Source organism: Microbacterium oxydans, from assembly GCF_000956405.1.
Classification (GTDB): domain Bacteria; phylum Actinomycetota; class Actinomycetes; order Actinomycetales; family Microbacteriaceae; genus Microbacterium; species Microbacterium oxydans_C.
In genome coordinates this window covers 60,519-77,824 of record NZ_JYIV01000016.1, presented here as the reverse complement: position 1 = coordinate 77,824, position 17,306 = coordinate 60,519, and the positions used below count along the sequence as shown (strand labels likewise).

General features: G+C 69.0%; 11 protein-coding genes. 5 read left to right on the top strand and 6 right to left on the bottom strand.

Going from position 1 to position 17,306, the window contains the following annotated elements; genetic code table 11:
* Window positions 1–32: 32 nt before the first annotated feature.
* Window positions 33–5,222: an endo-alpha-N-acetylgalactosaminidase family protein gene (locus RN51_RS03070; protein ID WP_045262598.1), complete on the bottom strand. Its 5,190-nt coding sequence runs from the start codon at window positions 5,220–5,222 to the stop codon at window positions 33–35.
* Between the two features lie 266 nt (window positions 5,223–5,488).
* Window positions 5,489–7,309 carry a glycoside hydrolase family 35 protein gene (locus RN51_RS03065; RefSeq protein ID WP_082066310.1) on the bottom strand — a complete coding sequence of 607 codons (1,821 nt, stop codon included), beginning with the start codon at window positions 7,307–7,309 and terminating at the stop codon, window positions 5,489–5,491.
* Between the two features lie 94 nt (window positions 7,310–7,403).
* Here RN51_RS03065 and RN51_RS03060 point away from each other — a divergent pair, with 94 nt between their 5' ends.
* Window positions 7,404–8,438, top strand: a complete 1,035-nt coding sequence (locus RN51_RS03060; protein WP_045262574.1) for a LacI family DNA-binding transcriptional regulator — start codon at window positions 7,404–7,406, stop codon at window positions 8,436–8,438.
* 9 nt (window positions 8,439–8,447) lie between these two features.
* Here the strand turns inward: RN51_RS03060 and RN51_RS03055 are convergent, their stop codons facing one another.
* From RN51_RS03055 to purM, 3 genes are read right to left on the bottom strand one after another with little or no spacing between them, the layout of a single operon-like run.
* A complete protein-coding gene (locus tag RN51_RS03055) occupies window positions 8,448–9,764 on the bottom strand; it encodes a CynX/NimT family MFS transporter (RefSeq protein ID WP_045262573.1) in 1,317 nt (438 codons plus the stop codon).
* Window positions 9,761–11,233 (bottom strand): amidophosphoribosyltransferase, encoded by a 1,473-nt coding sequence (gene purF / locus RN51_RS03050; RefSeq protein WP_045262572.1) that lies wholly within the window; start codon window positions 11,231–11,233, stop codon window positions 9,761–9,763. Before purF ends, RN51_RS03055 begins: the two co-directional genes overlap by 4 nt.
* A 6-nt stretch (window positions 11,234–11,239) precedes the next feature.
* Window positions 11,240–12,370, bottom strand: a complete 1,131-nt coding sequence (gene purM, locus RN51_RS03045) for a phosphoribosylformylglycinamidine cyclo-ligase (RefSeq protein ID WP_045262571.1) — start codon at window positions 12,368–12,370, stop codon at window positions 11,240–11,242.
* A 248-nt stretch (window positions 12,371–12,618) separates the two neighbouring features.
* Between purM and RN51_RS03040 the strand changes: the two genes are divergently transcribed.
* Genes RN51_RS03040 through RN51_RS03025 form a run of 4 tightly spaced genes read left to right on the top strand, consistent with a single transcriptional unit; the run spans window position 12,619 to window position 16,914 of the window.
* Window positions 12,619–14,154, top strand: a complete 1,536-nt coding sequence (locus tag RN51_RS03040) for an amino acid adenylation domain-containing protein (RefSeq protein WP_052674556.1) — start codon at window positions 12,619–12,621, stop codon at window positions 14,152–14,154.
* Window positions 14,151–15,443 carry a membrane protein gene (locus tag RN51_RS03035; RefSeq protein WP_045262570.1) on the top strand — a complete coding sequence of 431 codons (1,293 nt, stop codon included), beginning with the start codon at window positions 14,151–14,153 and terminating at the stop codon, window positions 15,441–15,443. The genes RN51_RS03040 and RN51_RS03035 overlap by 4 nt, the downstream gene beginning before the upstream one ends.
* Window positions 15,440–16,264, top strand: coding sequence for an enoyl-CoA hydratase/isomerase family protein (locus RN51_RS03030; protein WP_052674555.1), 825 nt, complete (start codon window positions 15,440–15,442; stop codon window positions 16,262–16,264). The genes RN51_RS03035 and RN51_RS03030 overlap by 4 nt, the downstream gene beginning before the upstream one ends.
* 44 nt (window positions 16,265–16,308) lie before the next feature.
* Window positions 16,309–16,914: a hypothetical protein gene (locus RN51_RS03025; protein ID WP_045262569.1), complete on the top strand. Its 606-nt coding sequence runs from the start codon at window positions 16,309–16,311 to the stop codon at window positions 16,912–16,914.
* A gap of 3 nt (window positions 16,915–16,917) precedes the next feature.
* Here the strand turns inward: RN51_RS03025 and RN51_RS03020 are convergent, their stop codons facing one another.
* Window positions 16,918–17,232 carry a hypothetical protein gene (locus tag RN51_RS03020; RefSeq protein WP_045262568.1) on the bottom strand — a complete coding sequence of 105 codons (315 nt, stop codon included), beginning with the start codon at window positions 17,230–17,232 and terminating at the stop codon, window positions 16,918–16,920.
* Window positions 17,233–17,306: the final 74 nt, after the last annotated feature.

Genomic DNA, 17,306 nt, shown 5'->3' with positions numbered 1-17,306 from the left:
GGATGCCTCCGGGCCGTTCGTGCGGATGCTGGTCAGCTCAGGCGACGCCGCCGCAGCCACAGGGTCAGACCGAGGCCCATGGTGAGCAGGGCCGCGAGAGCCGCACCGGCCCAGATCGCCCCCTCAGCGCCCGTCGTCGCGAGGTTTCCCCCGCTGCTGCCACTGCCGGTCGCAGCTGTGACGGCGAGATCGCCCCGAGCCAGCTCGACGCCCTGGGCATCGGTCGCGACGAGCGCGTGCGCGCCGGCCGGTGTCGACGCCGGGATCGTGACGGTCACGACCGCGTCGCCCTCTGCCGACGTGGTCACCTCGCCGATCCGGACGGGCTCGGAGTGGAGCCACAGCTGCACCAGCGCATCGGGCTCGAAGCCGCTCAGCTGCACGGTCAGCGTCGCCCCGGCGGACACAGAGCCGATGGAGGCCGTGACGGTCGCCTTCTTCCCCGGCTTCGCCTTCTTGACCTTCAACGGTGCGCTCGCGAGCTCTGTGCCTGCCGCGTCCTGCACGATGACACGGTGCTTTCCGACCTCGGCGTTCGCGGGGATCAGCAGCCGCGTCGTCAACGCACCCTTCGCATCGACCCTGGCATCCGAGAGCTTGGTCCCATCCAGCCAGACCGACACCGTCGACCGCGGCGCGAAGCCCGTGAGCGCCATGCCCACCGTCTCGCCGGCACGCACGGTGTCGCCGTCGAGCCCGAGCTTCGGGTCGATCACCGGGTTGCACGCGCTCAGGTCATCCACAGGACGGGTCGCCGGCGCGTGTCCGGCCCGTGGTGCGGAGGAGCCGTAGACGGCCATCTCCGCGACCGCGGCGAACTGTGTCCCCGAGATCGAAGAGAGCGCGGTCACACGGATGTAGCGCGCCGTGGTCTCCGCGAAGTCCACATCCTGCCACTCGGCGACGTTCTTCCACTCTCCCGAGGCGACGGGTGTGTACGCCTGTCCGTCCGTCGACACCGCGACCTCGTATCCCTTGATGGGCCCGTTCTGGTTGGCTCCTCGGCGCAGGTACGAGATGCCGTCGACCTTCTCGGCAGCACCGAGGTCGAACGTCAGCACGTGCGGGTACGAGGTGGCCGCCGAGCTCCACCGGCTGTGCCAGAACGTGCCGGCGTTGCCGTCGAGCATGTTCGCGGCCGCGCCGTCTTCGCCCGAGGTCTCCTCCGAGCTCGCCGTCACGGAGACCTGGGCGTTGGGGATGCGGGCCCGTGAGGACACCGACACCTCCTGGGTCGTGCTGACCGTGCGCACATCGCAGTCGGCCAGGTACGTCGCCGCGATCCCGATGCCGACCGTCGTGCCGGCTGCCTCTGCCGGCGCGGTGACCAGCCAGGTGGTATCCACGCTGTCGCCCGCCGCGACCTCGTCGAACAGGTTCGACGAGCCGTCGGCGACCTCGACCACATAGCCCTCCGGAACCTCGAGCTGCACGCCGATGTTCTCCACGGCGATCGACTCACTGTTGGTGAACGTGGTCGTGAACGCGGTCTGCGCTCCGGGGCTCAGGACGCCCGCTTCGCCCGAGACGGTCGCGCAGGGCGTTCCGCCGGCCGTGGGGCCGAGGTCGGTGACGGTGAAGTCGTCCAAGACGAAGTCGACGTCCGGTCCGCCCACGCGCTCGAGTCCCACCCAGGTGTAGTCGCCGCAGCCGACGATCACGTCCTGCGAGAACGCGGTCGTCTCCAGCGCCTGTGCGATGCCGGTGCGACTGAGCGTGGTCGAGGTGATCTTCCCACCCGCCACCGCATCGGTGCCGGTGAGCCAGCGGTACGCCCCGCTCGCGCCGGCCTGGTAGTCGAAGCCGATGCGGTACGAGTGCCCGGCCTGCAGCGGGACGAGGGTCGGATCCGTGCGGTAGACCACCCCGCTGTTCTCGGAGTGCGACATGAGCGAGTGGTCGCCGTTGAGCGTAGTGTCGACGGCCAGACCGGCCAGGGGGCCCGCATCGAACGGCTTGGCCGTGTTCCGCCACTCGCTGCTCGCGTACGGGTCGTGGCGGCGCGAGATGCTCGTACGCGGATCGTCGATGCCGCTGGCGTCGCCCTTCACGAACGGGCCCCACCCCGCCTCGTTGCCCTCGAAGTCGTTCGAGTACACCGTGCCGGCTGCGAACGGGCCGGTGGTGTCGGTCGAGATGCGGGCGTTGTCGACGCGCACCTTCGCGTCGCCGGCGACGGCACCGATCGAGACCCTCACCTCACCGGAAGCCGGAGCGAGGAACGACGTCGAGCCGCGCTGGTAGTACTGGCCCGCCTTGGAGTCGGCTCGCATGTAGTTGTACGTCGGGGAGAGGTTCCACGTGCGCGTCACCGCGCCGGAACCGGTGTCGACCGAGACGCTCACGTCGCGGGTCGCGGTCGGATCGATCTGCACCTGCGCCGAGAACGCGTACCGCTGGCCGGGAGTGAGCCCGGTCACGGTCTGCGAGATCGACGAGGCGGCGGCGCCGAACACGGCGATGTTGTCGCCGCGGGACTCGTTCTTCGCGTTGCCGAGGTCGGTGCGCTCGATGGTCACATCGCCCTGCGGGCTCCACACATCGAGCGAACCGGAGTTGAATCCCGGGTCGTGGAGGCCCGCATCACGGTACTCCACCGCCGCGCGCTGTGCACCGCCCTGCGGCACCACGACGTAGGCTGTGCCCTTGTCGCCGCTGAGCGTGAGCTCACCGTCGTTCGCGGTCGCCGTGCCCACCTTGACGCGTCCCTGATCGCCGAGTTCGAAGACGTCGAAGGCGGTGTTGCCCCGGAACGCGTCGGTGAGACCGAAGGTCTTCTCGCCGCCGGATGCGGAGTAGAAGTACATCTTGTCGGCATCGACCGGCGAGCCGGCGTCCTGGTTCGACGCCAGCGACTGCCACGGAAGCAGGTAGGAGTCGCCGCGCAGCACCGTCGCGCCGTCCATGGTGACGACCCTGGTGCTGCCGTCCATCCGCACGGCCACATCATCGGTCAGAGTCGCCTGCGCACCGGCCTCGTACGTCAGCAGGTCGAAGTGCTGCAGGAACTTGGTCGGCAGACTCTGCGTCCAGATGTTGTCGACGAAGCCGTCCCAGTTGCGGTTGCCGACCCACCCCTCGGCGTCGACGAGGCGCTGCTGGCCGAGCAGGGCGTCGTCGTTCCAGACGTCGGCCTGCCCGTTCTGGATGAAACGCACCATGGTCGAGTTGATGCCCTTGTTGGTCACACCGCCGTAGCTGAGGTCGTTCGGCCAGTGCGACCAGACCGTGCTGTCGACGAACTTGTCACCCCACTCGGTGGCTACCTCGAGGTCCATGGCGTTCAGCTCGTCCGCGAGCTCCTCGGCGACCCAGCCATTGGAGTAGTACACGTCGATGTAGACACCGCTGAGACCGGGGACCTCGTCGCGCAGCTGCTGGAAGCGGTCGAGCACGCGCCCCGTGCCGAGGTCGGCCTGCTGGTTGATGTAGTACGACTGGTCGAGCCAGTTCCAGCCCGGCTTGTAGGGCGCCGCTCCATCGATGATCGCGGAGTCGAACGCGTTGGCCTGCGGATACATCTCCGTGGCGTTGACGTGCACGCTCATGTCGGCGTTGAGCTTCGCTCCCTCATCGACGAGGTTGTTCAGGTCACTGAGCCCTCCCGCGCGCTCGTTGTAGTTCCCGCCATAGTCGGTGTTCGCGGAGTCATGGCCTTCGCTGCCATAGCCCTTGTTGAGCACCCACTGTCCGAGGCCGTCGGTCTGGTTCGCGATGCGCTTGGTGTTGTCGAGGGTGAGGTCGAAGTAGTTCGTCGCGCTCGAGGCGAAGTTGAACGGGATGCGGCTGACGACGCGCTCCGCGACCCGGTCGGCGCCGAGACGCGGAGTGTCGACCTCGCGGTAGCGGATCGCGGCGTCCTGCCAGTCGACCGTCGCGTCCCCGTTGCGATCTGCGGCGAGGAGCACCGTGACCTTCGGCAGGGCGTACGTGGTCACGCGGCTGTCCACAGCGGTGGTCGGGTGGATCAGCCAGGCGCTGGATCCGATCTCAGCGGTGCGTCCGGCAGCCTCGGTCACGCGCGTGGTCAGGCGCGTGTTCCAGGAGGCGGTGCCGCCGGATGCCTGCGTCGTCGCGTTGGTGATGACGCTGCCCACGAGCGCACCGTTGCCGAGGAAGGCGAAGGCCGCCCCCTTCTGACCGGAGACCGTCGAGGCGTTGAGGGCGATGTGCTCGTCGGCGTTCTTGGTGCTGTCGGGGCTGATCACGGTGCGGTCGAGCGCTGCACCGGCATCCGCGGCACTCACGGAGAGGAACGCGTTGTCGGGGAGTCCGAGCGTGGTCACGGTGGCTCCGCCTTCGACGGCGGTCACCTCGAACCCGACGGTGCCGTCCTTCGCGACGCGGATGCTGCTGCGCACGGTCACGTCGATGCCGGTGAGCGTCGACACGTAATCGACGCCGTTCGCCGAGGATGTCGAGGTGGTCGTCGACGGATAGGTCGTGCCGTTCACCGCCCAGGTCTTCGCGGAGCTGCGCTGGCCGGCGATGCTCTCGCTTCCCACCCGGTATCCGGTGATGCGGGGGAACTCGGTCGACACGATGGCCGTCGTACCGCCGTCGGCGATCTCGACGGTCTCATCGGTGTCGGGCGTCTCCGGTTCGGTGACGATAGGAGGCAGCGCCTCGTCGGAGAGGACCTCGATCTCGCCTGCCCCTCCCCCGGTGGTGCCCTGCGCGTCGATCACGAGCAACGCCACGTAGCGGCCGTCCTTGGCGGAGTCGAGCGTGATGCGCTGCTTCTCGTCGTTCGCGGTGGGCGCGTGCAGTGTCGCGGCTCCCGAAGCCGCACCCCATCCGCCGTCGGCCGGAGAGTTGCGCGCGACATCCGCGTCGTCGGTGACATAGACCTCCACCGTCTTGGCGGCGACGCCCTGCCCCTTCTTGACCGAGTAGTCGAGGGCCTTCACCGAGAGCGAGCGCTGCAGGTCGACGACGATCCAGTGCGGGAACGGGGCATTCGCGGAGTAGCGCGAGGTCCACTGCGTCGCGAAGTCTCCGTCGAAGGCACCCAGCGCGGTGCCGTCGAGCGAGGGTGGCGCCGGGTACGGATCCGACTCGCTCGAGACCGCGTGCAGGCGGTAGTCGGTCTTCGGCACCGGAACGAGATCGGCGGCCTGCGCGGCCGTCGCCGGGGTGAGCACACCGCCGATTGCGAGCGCGGTCGCCAGCACGGAGCTGAGAGCGACGGCGGCGCGGGGCGGTCGGGAAGGTTTCGACACGTCTTGCCTCTCGATCGGAGCGACGCCCGGGAGGAGAGACGCCCCAGCGCGTCGCAAGTGATCATCGACGAACCACATCGATGTTTGCGCTATCACTGTAAGCGGACGCGGCCATGTAGATCAAGGCTTTTCGCTGAGCGAGCGCAAACATGTCTCGAAGCGCCGCGCCGGCGAAACCCACGCTCCGCGCCGAGACCCACCCTCACAGCCGCCGGAGACGATGGGTCTCGGCGCGGAGGATGGGTCTCGGAGCAGCAGCAGAGCGGTCAGGAGCCGATGAACTCCTCGGTCTCGCCGAAGGAGGGCTGCTCGCGGATCTCGACCGTCGCGCCCAGCCCATCGGTGTCGAGCACCACGATCTCGTTGCGACCCGCCCGCCACAGCGGCGCCGGTGCATACAGCGTCACCTGCGGCCCGATCTTCCAGTACCGACCGAGGAGGAATCCGTTCAACCAGACCATGCCCTTGGAGCCGCCAGGGAAGGCGAGCCAGGCGTCGAGCGGCTCGGCGACGTCGAACGAGGCCACAGCAACCCCGTCGCCGGCACCGTCAGCAGACGCGGACGTCGCCGCAGGAGCGTCCTGCGGGATGAGGCGATGCGTCCACCCGTTGACCAGCCGGCGGCCGATCATCACGCCGCGCATGATGCCCTTGCCCTCGCCGGTGTAGGGGCCGTAGTTGATACGCCCGAGGCTCTCGACGACGAGGATAAGGCGGCCCGCACCACCGTCGCGCGGCAGGGGGAGAGAGGTCTCGCCGTCACGCTCCAGCACGCCGAGCCGAAGGCCGTCGAGGAACACCACTGCCCGGTCGTGCAGTCCGTCGACAGTGAGTGTCGCTTCTGCGGGGAAGGAGACGTCAGCCTCGTAGGCGACGAGCCCGTCTTCGGCGCCGAGCTCTTCGAAGGTGCGCGGTCGCGGCGAGACGTCGCCGGTCACGGGAAGCGAGGCGATCAGCTCGATCAGGGACGCACGGGGGTCGAGCACCGCCGTCGCCGCAGTCTGTCGCCGTGGTGGCGCGGGGACCGGCGGAAGCTCAGCCGCATGGAAGGGCGCGAACATCGCCCGCAGCGCGTGGAATTTCTCGGTGAGGGTGCCGTCTTCACCGATCGGCGCATCCGAGTCGTAGCTGGTGACGGTCGGCTGCAGCACCTGATCATGGTTTGCCCCGTTCCAGAGACCGAAGTTCGTGCCTCCGTGCGCCATGTAGAGGCTCACGGATCCGCCCGCACGCAGCAGCTCCTCGATGGTGCCGCCGGCACTCGCGGCCGAACGCACGTGGTGCCGCTCCCCCCAGTGGTCGAACCACCCGCCCCACAGCTCACTGCACATGAGCGCATCGCCGTGACGACGCAGCTCCACCGCCGTCGCGACGCCGGTGCCGAAGGTGAATGTCGCCATGGCCCCGGGCACACTGCCGTGCTCGATCATGTCGCTCGTGATGCCGTCGGCGGTCGTGAGCATCTCGACCATCCCGCGGCGACGCAGCCCGTCACGCAGATGCGCGAGGTAGGCGGGGTCGCTGCCGAACGAGCCGTACTCGTTCTCGACTTGGACGGCGACGATGGGTCCGCCGTGCGCGGCCTGCAGCGGGACGAGGCGGGGGATCAGCTCGTCGTACCAGGCGTCGACGGCCGCGAGGAAGTCGGCATCGCTCGTGCGCAGAGCAGCCACGCGACCGGACAGCCAGAACGGGATGCCGCCGTTGGACCATTCCGCGCAGATGTAGGGGCTCGGCCGCAGGAAGACATCCAGGCCCACCTCTCCGGCGAGGCGGATGAAGCGCTCGATGTCGCGCCAGCCGTCGAAGCGCACGTCACCCTCGACGCGTTCGTGGAAGTTCCACGCGACATACGTGTCGACCGTGTTCGCGCCCATCGCGGCGAGGCGGCGGAGGCGGTCCTCCCACTGGTCGGGATGCACCCGGAAGTAGTGGATCGAGCCGGCGATGATGCGGTGCGCGACGCCGTCGCGAAGGATCTCCCCATCGCGCCAGGACAGGGCGGGAGCGCCGATCGGCGGCACGGAGGCCCGAGTGTCGACGGCAACGGACGCGGCGTCGACAGCCGAGGCGAGAAGGTCAGGCATAGCGCTCCAAGCACGAGTGTTTGCGTTCACATTATCGCATCACGCTACTCCGCGCTTCCTGGATTCACGCCGATTGATCGCTACCATTGAGCACATGTCACCTCGTCGCCCGAGAGACGACCGCGCCCCCAGCCAGGTCGATGTCGCCCAACTTGCCGGTGTCTCCACGCAGACCGTCTCCCGTGTCATGTCGGGGCAGGACAACGTGCGCCCCGACACGGCCAGGCGAGTACTGGCAGCCGTCGAGGAGCTCGGCTACCGCGTGCACGCCGCCGCTGCCTCTCTCGCCTCCGGTCGCACCAGGGTGCTGGGCGTGATCGTCGTCTCCACCGACCGCTACTCGTCGGCCGCGCTCGGCGTCGGCATCCAACAGGCGGCGGCGGCGAACGGATACACGGTCTCGACCGCAGCCGTCGCCGATCACGCGTCGGCTGAGGCCTTCCTCGAAGCCTTCGACCGACTCGAGCGCCAGGGAGCTGAGGGCATCATCCTCGGTGTGCCGCTCGAACTCGAGAGCCCGGCCATGAGGGCGCGCACCGAGCGCACGCCCGCGACCCGCAGCGAGCGCACCTCTCTCGACGAGGATGCTCCGCTCGCCGTCGATCAGCGCGCGATCGCCCGCCTCGCGGTCGAGCATCTCCTCGACCTCGGCCACAAGACCGTGTGGCACGTCTCGGGCGACGACTACTGGACCGAGACGCAGCAGCGCAGCGAGGCGTGGGAGCAGACGCTCCGCGACCGAGGGATCGTGCCCCCGCCGCAGATCCCCGCCGACTGGACACCCGAGTCCGGGTATCGCGCCGGTCGTACGATCGCCGCCATCCCGGAAGCCACGGCCGTGTTCGTCAGCAGCGATGAGATGGCATTCGGCCTGATCCGCGCGCTGCACGAAGCCGGACGCAGCGTTCCCGACGACGTCTCGGTGGTGAGTGTCGACGACATCGCCCTCGCCGCCTATGCCTCCCCCGCGTTGACGACTGTCCGCCAGCCCTTCGAGGCGATGGGCCGGGCCGCCGCGCTCCGGGTGATCGCCCAGATCGAAGGGCACGAGGCGGTCGGCGAGATGCCGTCCACCGACCCGCAGCTCATCGTGCGTTCCTCGACGGCCCCGCCGCGGTCGGCGCGCTGATCGAGCGCATCACCAGCGCCCGTGCCGGCGCTCCCACTCGTCCTCGACGGTGCGCCGACGACCCGCGACGATGCCCGCGGGGATGGAGGCCACGAGCACTCCCGCGACGACGAGCAGCGGAACCTGCCAGCCCGCGGTGGTCTCGTGGAGGAGTCCGACGAGAAGCGGGAAGGTCGCCGCGATCCCGTACCCGATGCTCTGCACGAAGCCGCTCAGCGCCACCGCGCTCTCGGGAGTGCGGGCACGGATGCTGAGCAGCACGAGACTGAGCGGGAACATGATGGCAGTGAGGCCGAAGATCGCCACCCAGAGCGGCAGGGCGACGGTCGGGAACAGCAGCAGGCCGAGAAGACCGACCAGCCCCGCGGCCACCGCCACGAAGAACAGGGGCCGGGTCGCCTGGAAGCGCACCACGAGCACGGGGACGAGCATCGAGCACGGCAGACCCACCAGGGCGAACAACGACAGCAGGAAACCCGCCGTGGCCGGAGAGACGCCGCCGATGTCGACGAGCATGGTGGGCAGCCACGCGAAAGCGACGTAGGCCATGGTGGACGAGGTGCCGAACACCAGAGCGAGCGACCAGGCCAGCGGCAGCCGCCACAGCCGCCCGAACGCCTTCGGGTTGGCGGACTGGGTCGTGATCGGTCCGGTGGATGCGGCCACCGCGTCGCGCACGTCGTCCACGCCGTCGGTCGGATCCGGGACCAGCAGCTCCGTGGTCATCGTGCGGTCGTCGGGCTCGGAGCGTGAACGCACCAGCAGCGTGATCCAGGGGACCAGAGCCAGAGCGGCGACCACACCCCACATGCCGAGCGACACCCGCCAGCCCAGACTGTCCGCGACGGGAACCGCGACCAGAGGCGGCAGGAACGTCGAGACGGCGAGCGTGGTCGAGTAGGCCGTCATCATCACGCCGAGCCGGTCTGCGAAGTACTTCTTGACCAACGGCGGCAGCAGCACGTTGCCGGAGCCGACACCCGCGAACACGAGAGCGGTGGCCGCGAGCAGGCTCGTCGAGTCCTGCGCGACGCCGCGCAGGAGCATGCCGGCCGCCATCAGCGTGATCGCGGCGACCGCCATCCGCTCCAGACCGAACCGCCGCTCGAACAGCGGCGTGAGCAGACCGAAGATCGCGAAGCACACCGGAGGCGCGGCCCCGATCAGACCGATCACGACGGGCGAGACCGGGAAGTCCGCGGCGACGTGATCGATGACCGGCGACAGGGAGGCGACCGCGGAACGCAGCGAGAACGCCACCAGGACGATCCCCACGAGTGCGAGAGCCCGACCCTGCCACAGCGGTCGTGCGCTCGGCATCGTCATGAAGTCTGCGACCCCTCCACCCAGGCGAGGTACTCGTCGGAGACGGTGCCGGTCACGTAGCGGCCGTCGAAGCAGCTCATGTCGAGATCCGTGAGCACCGAGCCCTCGGTGATCGCGGCCTTGAGGTCTTCGACCTCCTGATACACGAGGTGGTCGCAGCCGAGCTCCTCGGCGATCTCGGGGATCGTGCGTCCGTGCGCGATGAGCTCGTGGCGCGACGGCATGTTGATCCCGTACACGTGCGGGTGCCGCACGGGCGGGGCAGCGGACGCGAAGGTGACGGAGGCGGCGCCGGCGTCCCGCGCCATCTGGATGATCTCCTTGGAGGTCGTTCCACGCACGATCGAGTCGTCGATGAGGAGCACGTTCTTGCCCTGGAACTCGGTCGACATCGCGTTGAGCTTCTGGCGGACGCTCTTCTTGCGCACCGCCTGCCCCGGCATGATGAAGGTGCGGCCGACGTAGCGGTTCTTGTAGAAGCCCTCGCGGTACTCGATGCCGAGCTTGCGGGCGACCTCCATCGCGGCGGGGCGCGACGAGTCGGGGATCGGCATGACCACGTCGATCTTGTCCATCGGTACGTGCTTGGCAATCGTGTCCGCGAGCTTGTCGCCCATGCGCAGCCGCGACTCGTACACGGAGATGCCGTTCATGACCGAGTCGGGGCGGGCGAGATAGACGTACTCGAACGCGCAGGGGGCGAGCGTCGCCGCGGTGGCGCACTGCTGGGAGAACAGCTCGCCGTCGTTGGTGATGAAGATCGCCTCGCCGGGTTCGACCTCGCGCACGACCTCGTAGTCGCCGTTCTCGAGCACCAGCGACTCGCTCGCGACGACCCACTCGTCCTTGCCCTCGGCCCCTGGCACGGTGGACGGACGACGGCCCAGAATCAGCGGGCGGATGCCGAACGGGTCACGGAAGGCGAGCAGACCGTATCCGGCGATCACCGCGATCACCGCGTAGGCGCCTTCGATGCGCTCGTGCGTGCGGGCCACGGCCTCGAACACCCGCTCGGGGTCGAGGTCGACGGTCGACGTGGTGTTCTGCAGCTCACCGGCGAGCACGTTGAGCAGCAGCTCGGTGTCGCTCGACGAGTTGAGGTGGCGCCGGTCGCGCTTGGCCATGTCGGCCGTGAGCTCACGCGTGTTGGTGAGGTTGCCGTTGTGGATGAGGATGATGCCGTACGGGGCGTTCACGTAGAACGGCTGCATCTCCTCTTCGTTCGAGGCCGTGCCCTTCGTGGCGTAGCGCACGTGACCGAGGCCGACGTTGCCGAGCAGCGCACGCATGTCGCGGGTGCGGAACGCCTCGCGGACCATGCCCTGCGCCTTGGCGTTGTGCATCACGCCGTTCGCCTCGGCGGTGGCGATGCCCGTCGCGTCCTGGCCGCGGTGCTGCAGCAGCAGGAGTGCGTCGTAGATGTCCTGATTGACCGGGGCCGAGCCCACCATTCCGACGATGCCGCACATGGGCTCTTACTTCGCTCCGTCCGCATAGGCGCCGACGAGGCGCACTGCTCCACCATCGACGCCCTTGGCGCCCTGTTCGAATTCACCGGCTGGACGCGGGCCGAAGCCCACGGTCCCGACCTGCCACGAGGGCATGCCCTCGGCGTTGAGAGCGGCGATCGCGGCGTCCTTCTTGTCCGCGGCGACCACGGCGAGGAATCCGATGCCGAGGTTCCAGGTGCCCTCGGCGGACTCCAGCGTGGAACCGGCGATGTCGCTCAGAACTCGGAAGACCGGGCTCGGCGACCACGTGCTGCGGTCGACCTCGGCCCAGCTCCCCTGCGGGAGCACGCGCGCGAGATTCGCCGCGATGCCGCCGCCGGTGACGTGGCTGAGCGCATGCACGCCACCCACCCCCGTCGAATCGCCGAGCTGCTCGATCAGACGCAGGAGCGGAAGCGTGTAGAGGCGGGTCGGCTCGAGGAGCGCCTCGCCCCACGTGGTTCCGAAGTCAGCGGCGTTGTCGCCATAGGAAATGCCGGCACCGGTGATGATGTGCCGCACGAGGGAGTAGCCGTTGGAGTGCAGTCCGCTGGAAGCCACGGCGATGACCGCGTCGCCATCCTGCACGCGGTCGGCGCCCAGGATCGCATCCGCCTCGACCACACCCGTCGCCGCCCCCGCCACGTCGTAGTCGCGCGGTCCGAGCAGACCGGGGTGCTCCGCCGTCTCGCCGCCGACCAGAGCCGTGCCGGTCGCGGAGCATGCCTCGGCGATGCCGCGCACGATGTCGGCGATGCGCTGCGGATAGACCTTGCCGCACGCGATGTAGTCGGTCATGAAGAGAGGCTTCGCGCCCACCACCACGATGTCGTCGACGACCATGCCGACCAGGTCCTGGCCGATCGTGTCGTGCTTGTCGATGGCCTGCGCGATCGCGACCTTCGTGCCGACGCCGTCGGTACTGGTCGCGAGCAGCGGACGACGGAAGTCGCGCAGCGCGCTGGCGTCGAACAGGCCGGCGAATCCGCCGACACCGCCGAGCACTTCGGGGCCGTGCGTCGCGCGCACGGACGACTTCATCAGCTCGACGGCGAGATCACCTGCAGCGGTGTCGACGCCGGCTTCGGAATAGGGGTTGGTGGGGGAGGCAGCCACGCCCCCAGCCTACCGCCCGAAGCAGGTCGCTCTCTCCGCGAAGTCCGAGGCGGGAGCCTCGGCGGTCCGGACCGGTTCGGGGTCGACATGATGACGCCCGAAGTGACGAGACCCCTCGGTTCCTTACCGTTCTGAAAGAACTCCCCCACCCCGCTGAGGCGCTTCATAGCGTTGGCGCTCACGCCCCGATCCGTCGTCGTCCTTCCGGCCACGGGATCCGCATGCGGGGCGGAGGGAAAGGACACTCGATGACCGATTCGATCGCCCGTGCTGCCTCGGCGGCCTCACCCGCGCGTTCGGCCGCGCACGAGATACCGGACTCGACCGTCACCGCTCTTTTCGAAGCGCGCGTCGATCGGCAGCCCGACGAGACGGCGGTGCGGCACCTGTCCGCCGCGATGACCTACGCCGAGCTCGATCGAGCCGCCGAGACACTGTCCGCGCGACTGCGTTCGCGTGGCGTCGGACGCGGTGACGTGGTGGGCGTGTTCGTGCAGCGTTCGATCCCGATGGTCATCGGCATCCTGGCCGTGCTGAAGACCGGCGCGGCGTATGCCCCCCAGGATGCACGGATCTCCCCACGGATGCTGCTCGGTCGAGTGGCGGCCTCATCGCGCATGCGCGTCGCACTCACGACCGAGGATTTCCTCAACGCCATGCCGGACGCCGTCGACGCGATGGTGATCGACACCGCCCTGATCGACGACACGCAGCTCGACGACGCAGGAGCGGTCATGACGCGCGCATCCGTGGACCGGCGCGCGTCGGACGTCTGCGCCGTGATCTACACCTCAGGCACCACGGGATCGCCCAACGGAGTCCAGGTCACGGACGGCAACCTCGTGAACCTGTTCCGCAATACCCCGGGTGATCTGGGCATCGGCCGAGGGACGACGGTCGGCCAGGTGCTCAACATCGCGTTCGACATGGCCATGTGGGAGATCCTCGGAACGCTGGTCAACGGTGGAACTCTGGTGATCCGCGGCTCCGACATCGCCGAGACCGCCGAGCAGGTCGATGTGCTCATCGCGACGCCCAGCATCGTGAGCACCCTCTCGTCCGCACGCTGCCACGCGCGCACCGTCGTCGTCGCCGGCGAGCGCTGCCCACAGGCGCTGGCCGACGAGTGGGCGGCGGAGCATCGCTTCCTGAACTCGTGCGGGCCGACGGAGATCACGATCATCAACACCCTCGTGGAGCATGTTCCCGGCCGAGCACTGTCGATCGGGACCCCCGTTCCCGGCACGACGGTCTATGTGCTCGACGACGAACAGCAACCGGTTCCCGCGGGGGAGATCGGCGAGATGTGGGTCGGCGGCGCCGGCGTCACCCTCGGGTACATCGGTGATCCGGAATTGACGGCGCAGCGCTATCTCCCCGATCCCTTCTCTGCCGACGGCGGGCGGATGTTCCGCACCCGCGATGTCGGCCGCTGGACGTCTCGCGGCGAACTCGAGCACCTGAGCCGCACGGACGACCAGGTGAAGGTACGCGGATTCCGCGTCGAACTCGATTCGGTGTCGCGGGCGCTGGAGACGAGCCTGTCCTGCACCACGGCGGTCACCGTGCAACTCGACGCGCGACGCCTCGGAGCCGTGATCACCCCGGCGAGCGCAGACCCCGAGGCCGCACGGGCCGCCGTCGCCGCGCTGCTTCCGTACTACTGCGTGCCGTCCGACATCATCACCGTCGATCGGATCCCCCTGACGGCACGGGGCAAGGCCGACCGCGCGGCGGTGCTGCGCATGATCGATACGGGCGCACGACCGAGGCGAGTGGCATGACCGGCGTCTCACTCTCCGCAGCGACGTTCGACACACCGCCGGTCCCGGGCCGGTGGTCCCAGCTGCGGCGGTCCCGCCGTCTCAGGCCGTACAACCGTCTCGCGCTGGCGACCGTCCTGCTGAATCTCGTCGCGTGGGCTGCGAATCCGTCTCCGACCGCGGAGCAGGCATTCGTCGTCGCCGGTGTCAACGTCTTCGTGGCGGCGATCGTCCGTCAGCAGTATGTGATCAACGCCCTGTTCCGGCTGGCGACGAGCATCCGCTCCACGGCCCCGCTTCGCGTGAGGTGGGGTCTCGGCAAGATCTACAGCTTCGGCGGGGTGCACGTCGGCGCCGCCGTGAGCGCGACCGCCTGGTACGTCGCGTTCTGCGTGCTCGCGATCTCCGACGGGCCCTCGCCTCTGTTCGCGATCACCGCGGTCCTGGGCTCGTCGGTCCTCATCGCGATGCTCGTCACCGCCCTGCCGCCCCTGCGTGCGCGATGGCACGACGCCTTCGAGGTCACGCACCGGTTGGGCGGTTGGCTGCTGCTGGTCCTCGTCTGGGTGCAGACGGTCGCGACGCTCGTCGACGCGCGGGCCTCGCTCCTGCACGTGCTCTCCTCCGCTGGGCTCTGGCTCCTCCTCGCCACGACGGTGAGCGTCGCGCTCCCCTGGATGCGGCTGCGGAGGGTCCCGGTCGACGTCTCGACACCGTCGAGCCACGTCGCGATCGCCCGGTTCGACTACGGCGTCACCCCGTTCGCCGGGTCCTCCACGTCGATCAGTCGCAATCCGCTGCTCGAATGGCACTCCTTCGCGAACGTGCCGACGCCCGGCGAACCGGGTTTCCGGCTGACGATCTCGCGCGCCGGCGATTGGACGAGCCGGTTCATCGACGACAAGCCACGACACGTGTGGGTCAAGGGCATCCCGACCGCCGGCGTCGGCAACATCGACAAGCTGTTCCGGAAGGTGGTCTGGGTGGCCACCGGCAGCGGCATCGGCCCGTGCCTGCCGCATCTGCTCGCCGGCACGGCGCCGGCACACCTGGTCTGGTCTGCACGCGCTCCGCGGAACACCTACGGGATCGAGCTGGTCGCCGAGATCCGCAGGGCCGTCCCCGATGCCCTCGTCTGGGACACCGCCTCCGACGGCAAGCCCGACCTCCTCGCCCTCGCCCGCCACGCCGTCGCCACGACAGGAGCCGAAGCAGTGATCTGCATCTCGAACAGCACCACCACCTGGTCCATCGTCGAAGGACTCGAACAGCAGGGGATCCCCGCCTTCGGAGCGATCTGGGACTCATGAACGGCGATCGGGAGAACATGGAGCACAGCTACGAGACGATCGAGGTCATCACGAAGGGCCCCGTCGCCCACATTCGGCTGCAGCGACCGGAGCGGCGGAACGCGCTGTCCGCCCTCATGCTCACCGAGCTCGGTCGTGCCGTCCGCGCCCTCGAGCACCTGACGCTGTCCGGCATCGTGATCAGCGGAGCCGGATCCGCGTTCTGCGCCGGAGCCGACATCGGCGAGTTGCACCTCGCGCGGGTGTCCGACGACCCGGCCGCAGCAGGACGACGGATCGCCCTGGCGGCGAAGTCGCTCCTGTCGCAGATCGAGGATTCGCCGTGGCCCACGATCGCGTGCGTCGACGGCCCCGCGGTGGGGGGCGGCCTGGAGTTGGCGCTCGCCTGCGACACGATCTACGCGACACCGGATTCTCACTTCGCTCTGCCGGAGCCGACTCTCGGCCTCCTTCCCGGCTTCGGGGGAGTTCGGCGACTCGTCGAGCGGGTGGGGCCAGGACTGGCGGCGGAGATGGTGCTCACCGGTCGGGCCTTGAATGGTGTCGGGGCGCAGGCGCACGGCCTCGCGACCCGTCTCGCGCCGAGGGACAGCGTCCTTCGCGAGGCGGTCGCGGCTCTCTCGTCGGGGCCACGCCGCTCGCGCGCCGCCACCGCGATGGCCCGTCAGGCGCTGCGAGCCGCTGTGCAGGAAGACAGGAGCACGGCCTTTGCGGAGGAGACGCGGTTGTACGGAATCGCCTTCACGCATCAGGACAGTGACGAGGGCATCCGGGCATTCCTCGCCAAGCGTCCACCCGAGTTCTCACCCGACGACATGTGATCCCGGAGAGCCGCCGCCGTGGACCGTCCGCCTACGATGGGGCCATGTCAGACAAGCCGCAGTGGCTCATCCGCGAAGACGCGAGCGTTCCGGTGCTCGTCGCGCTCGCACTGCGGCAACAGCTCGGGATCCGGGTTCCGGAAGACCTTCCGAGCCTGCGCGAGCTCGCCGTCCGCGCCCCCGACGCCGCTGACGCCTCACCCGATCTCGAAGCGCAATGGCGCCATTACTGGGACATGACGGTGGAGCCGCGCGCCCACCCCTCGGACGTGCCCCTCGAACTCGTCGACGGATTCGACACGCTCGTCGCGCTGCCCGCCCGCGGCGCAGAGGAGTTGATGGCGGCGATCGCACCGCACGCGACGTCGGCTCTGCTCTACGCGCGCGCCGCTCACGACAGATACGTGGCGTCCATGAAGAGCCACACCGGCGGCGATGCCTACCGTGCGTATGCGAGTGCGATCGCGGAGTTCGAGCGCGAGGTCGGTCGTCGAGCCCACTCGTTCGAGCTGAACGTGCAGGTGCTGCCGTTCTCGCAGCGCGGCATCTGGTGGATCGGAGCTCTCACGGTCGCCGTGACCGATGGTCTGCGTCGCGATGTCGTGGCCTTCGACGCCGCGATCCGTCCGGTGATCGCCGAGTTGGCGTAGCGGTCAGTCCTCGTCGACGACGGTCTCGCGGTCGACCCGCACGACCCGGTCGTGGCGACGGGCGAGACGCTCCAGGATCAGTCCGACGACGCCACCCAGGGCGATCCCGATCGGAACCGTCCACAGCAGCAGGAAACCGAACACCTGGCCGGGCGGGTAGACGATGTCGAGAGCCTGCGACTCGTCGAAACTGCCGGTCCAGGTGAGGATGGCAGCCGCGATCACACCGACCACGACGCCGATACCCATGAGCACGCCGTACCGCGGCACGCGGCGCACGGTCGCTTCGACGGTCTGGTGGGAGTCGGTGGGCGTCATACCTCCATTGTCCCACCGCCGGCGGATGCTGTGTGCCGGTGTCCCGACGCCGTCGAGGGGCACGGTCCGTCTCA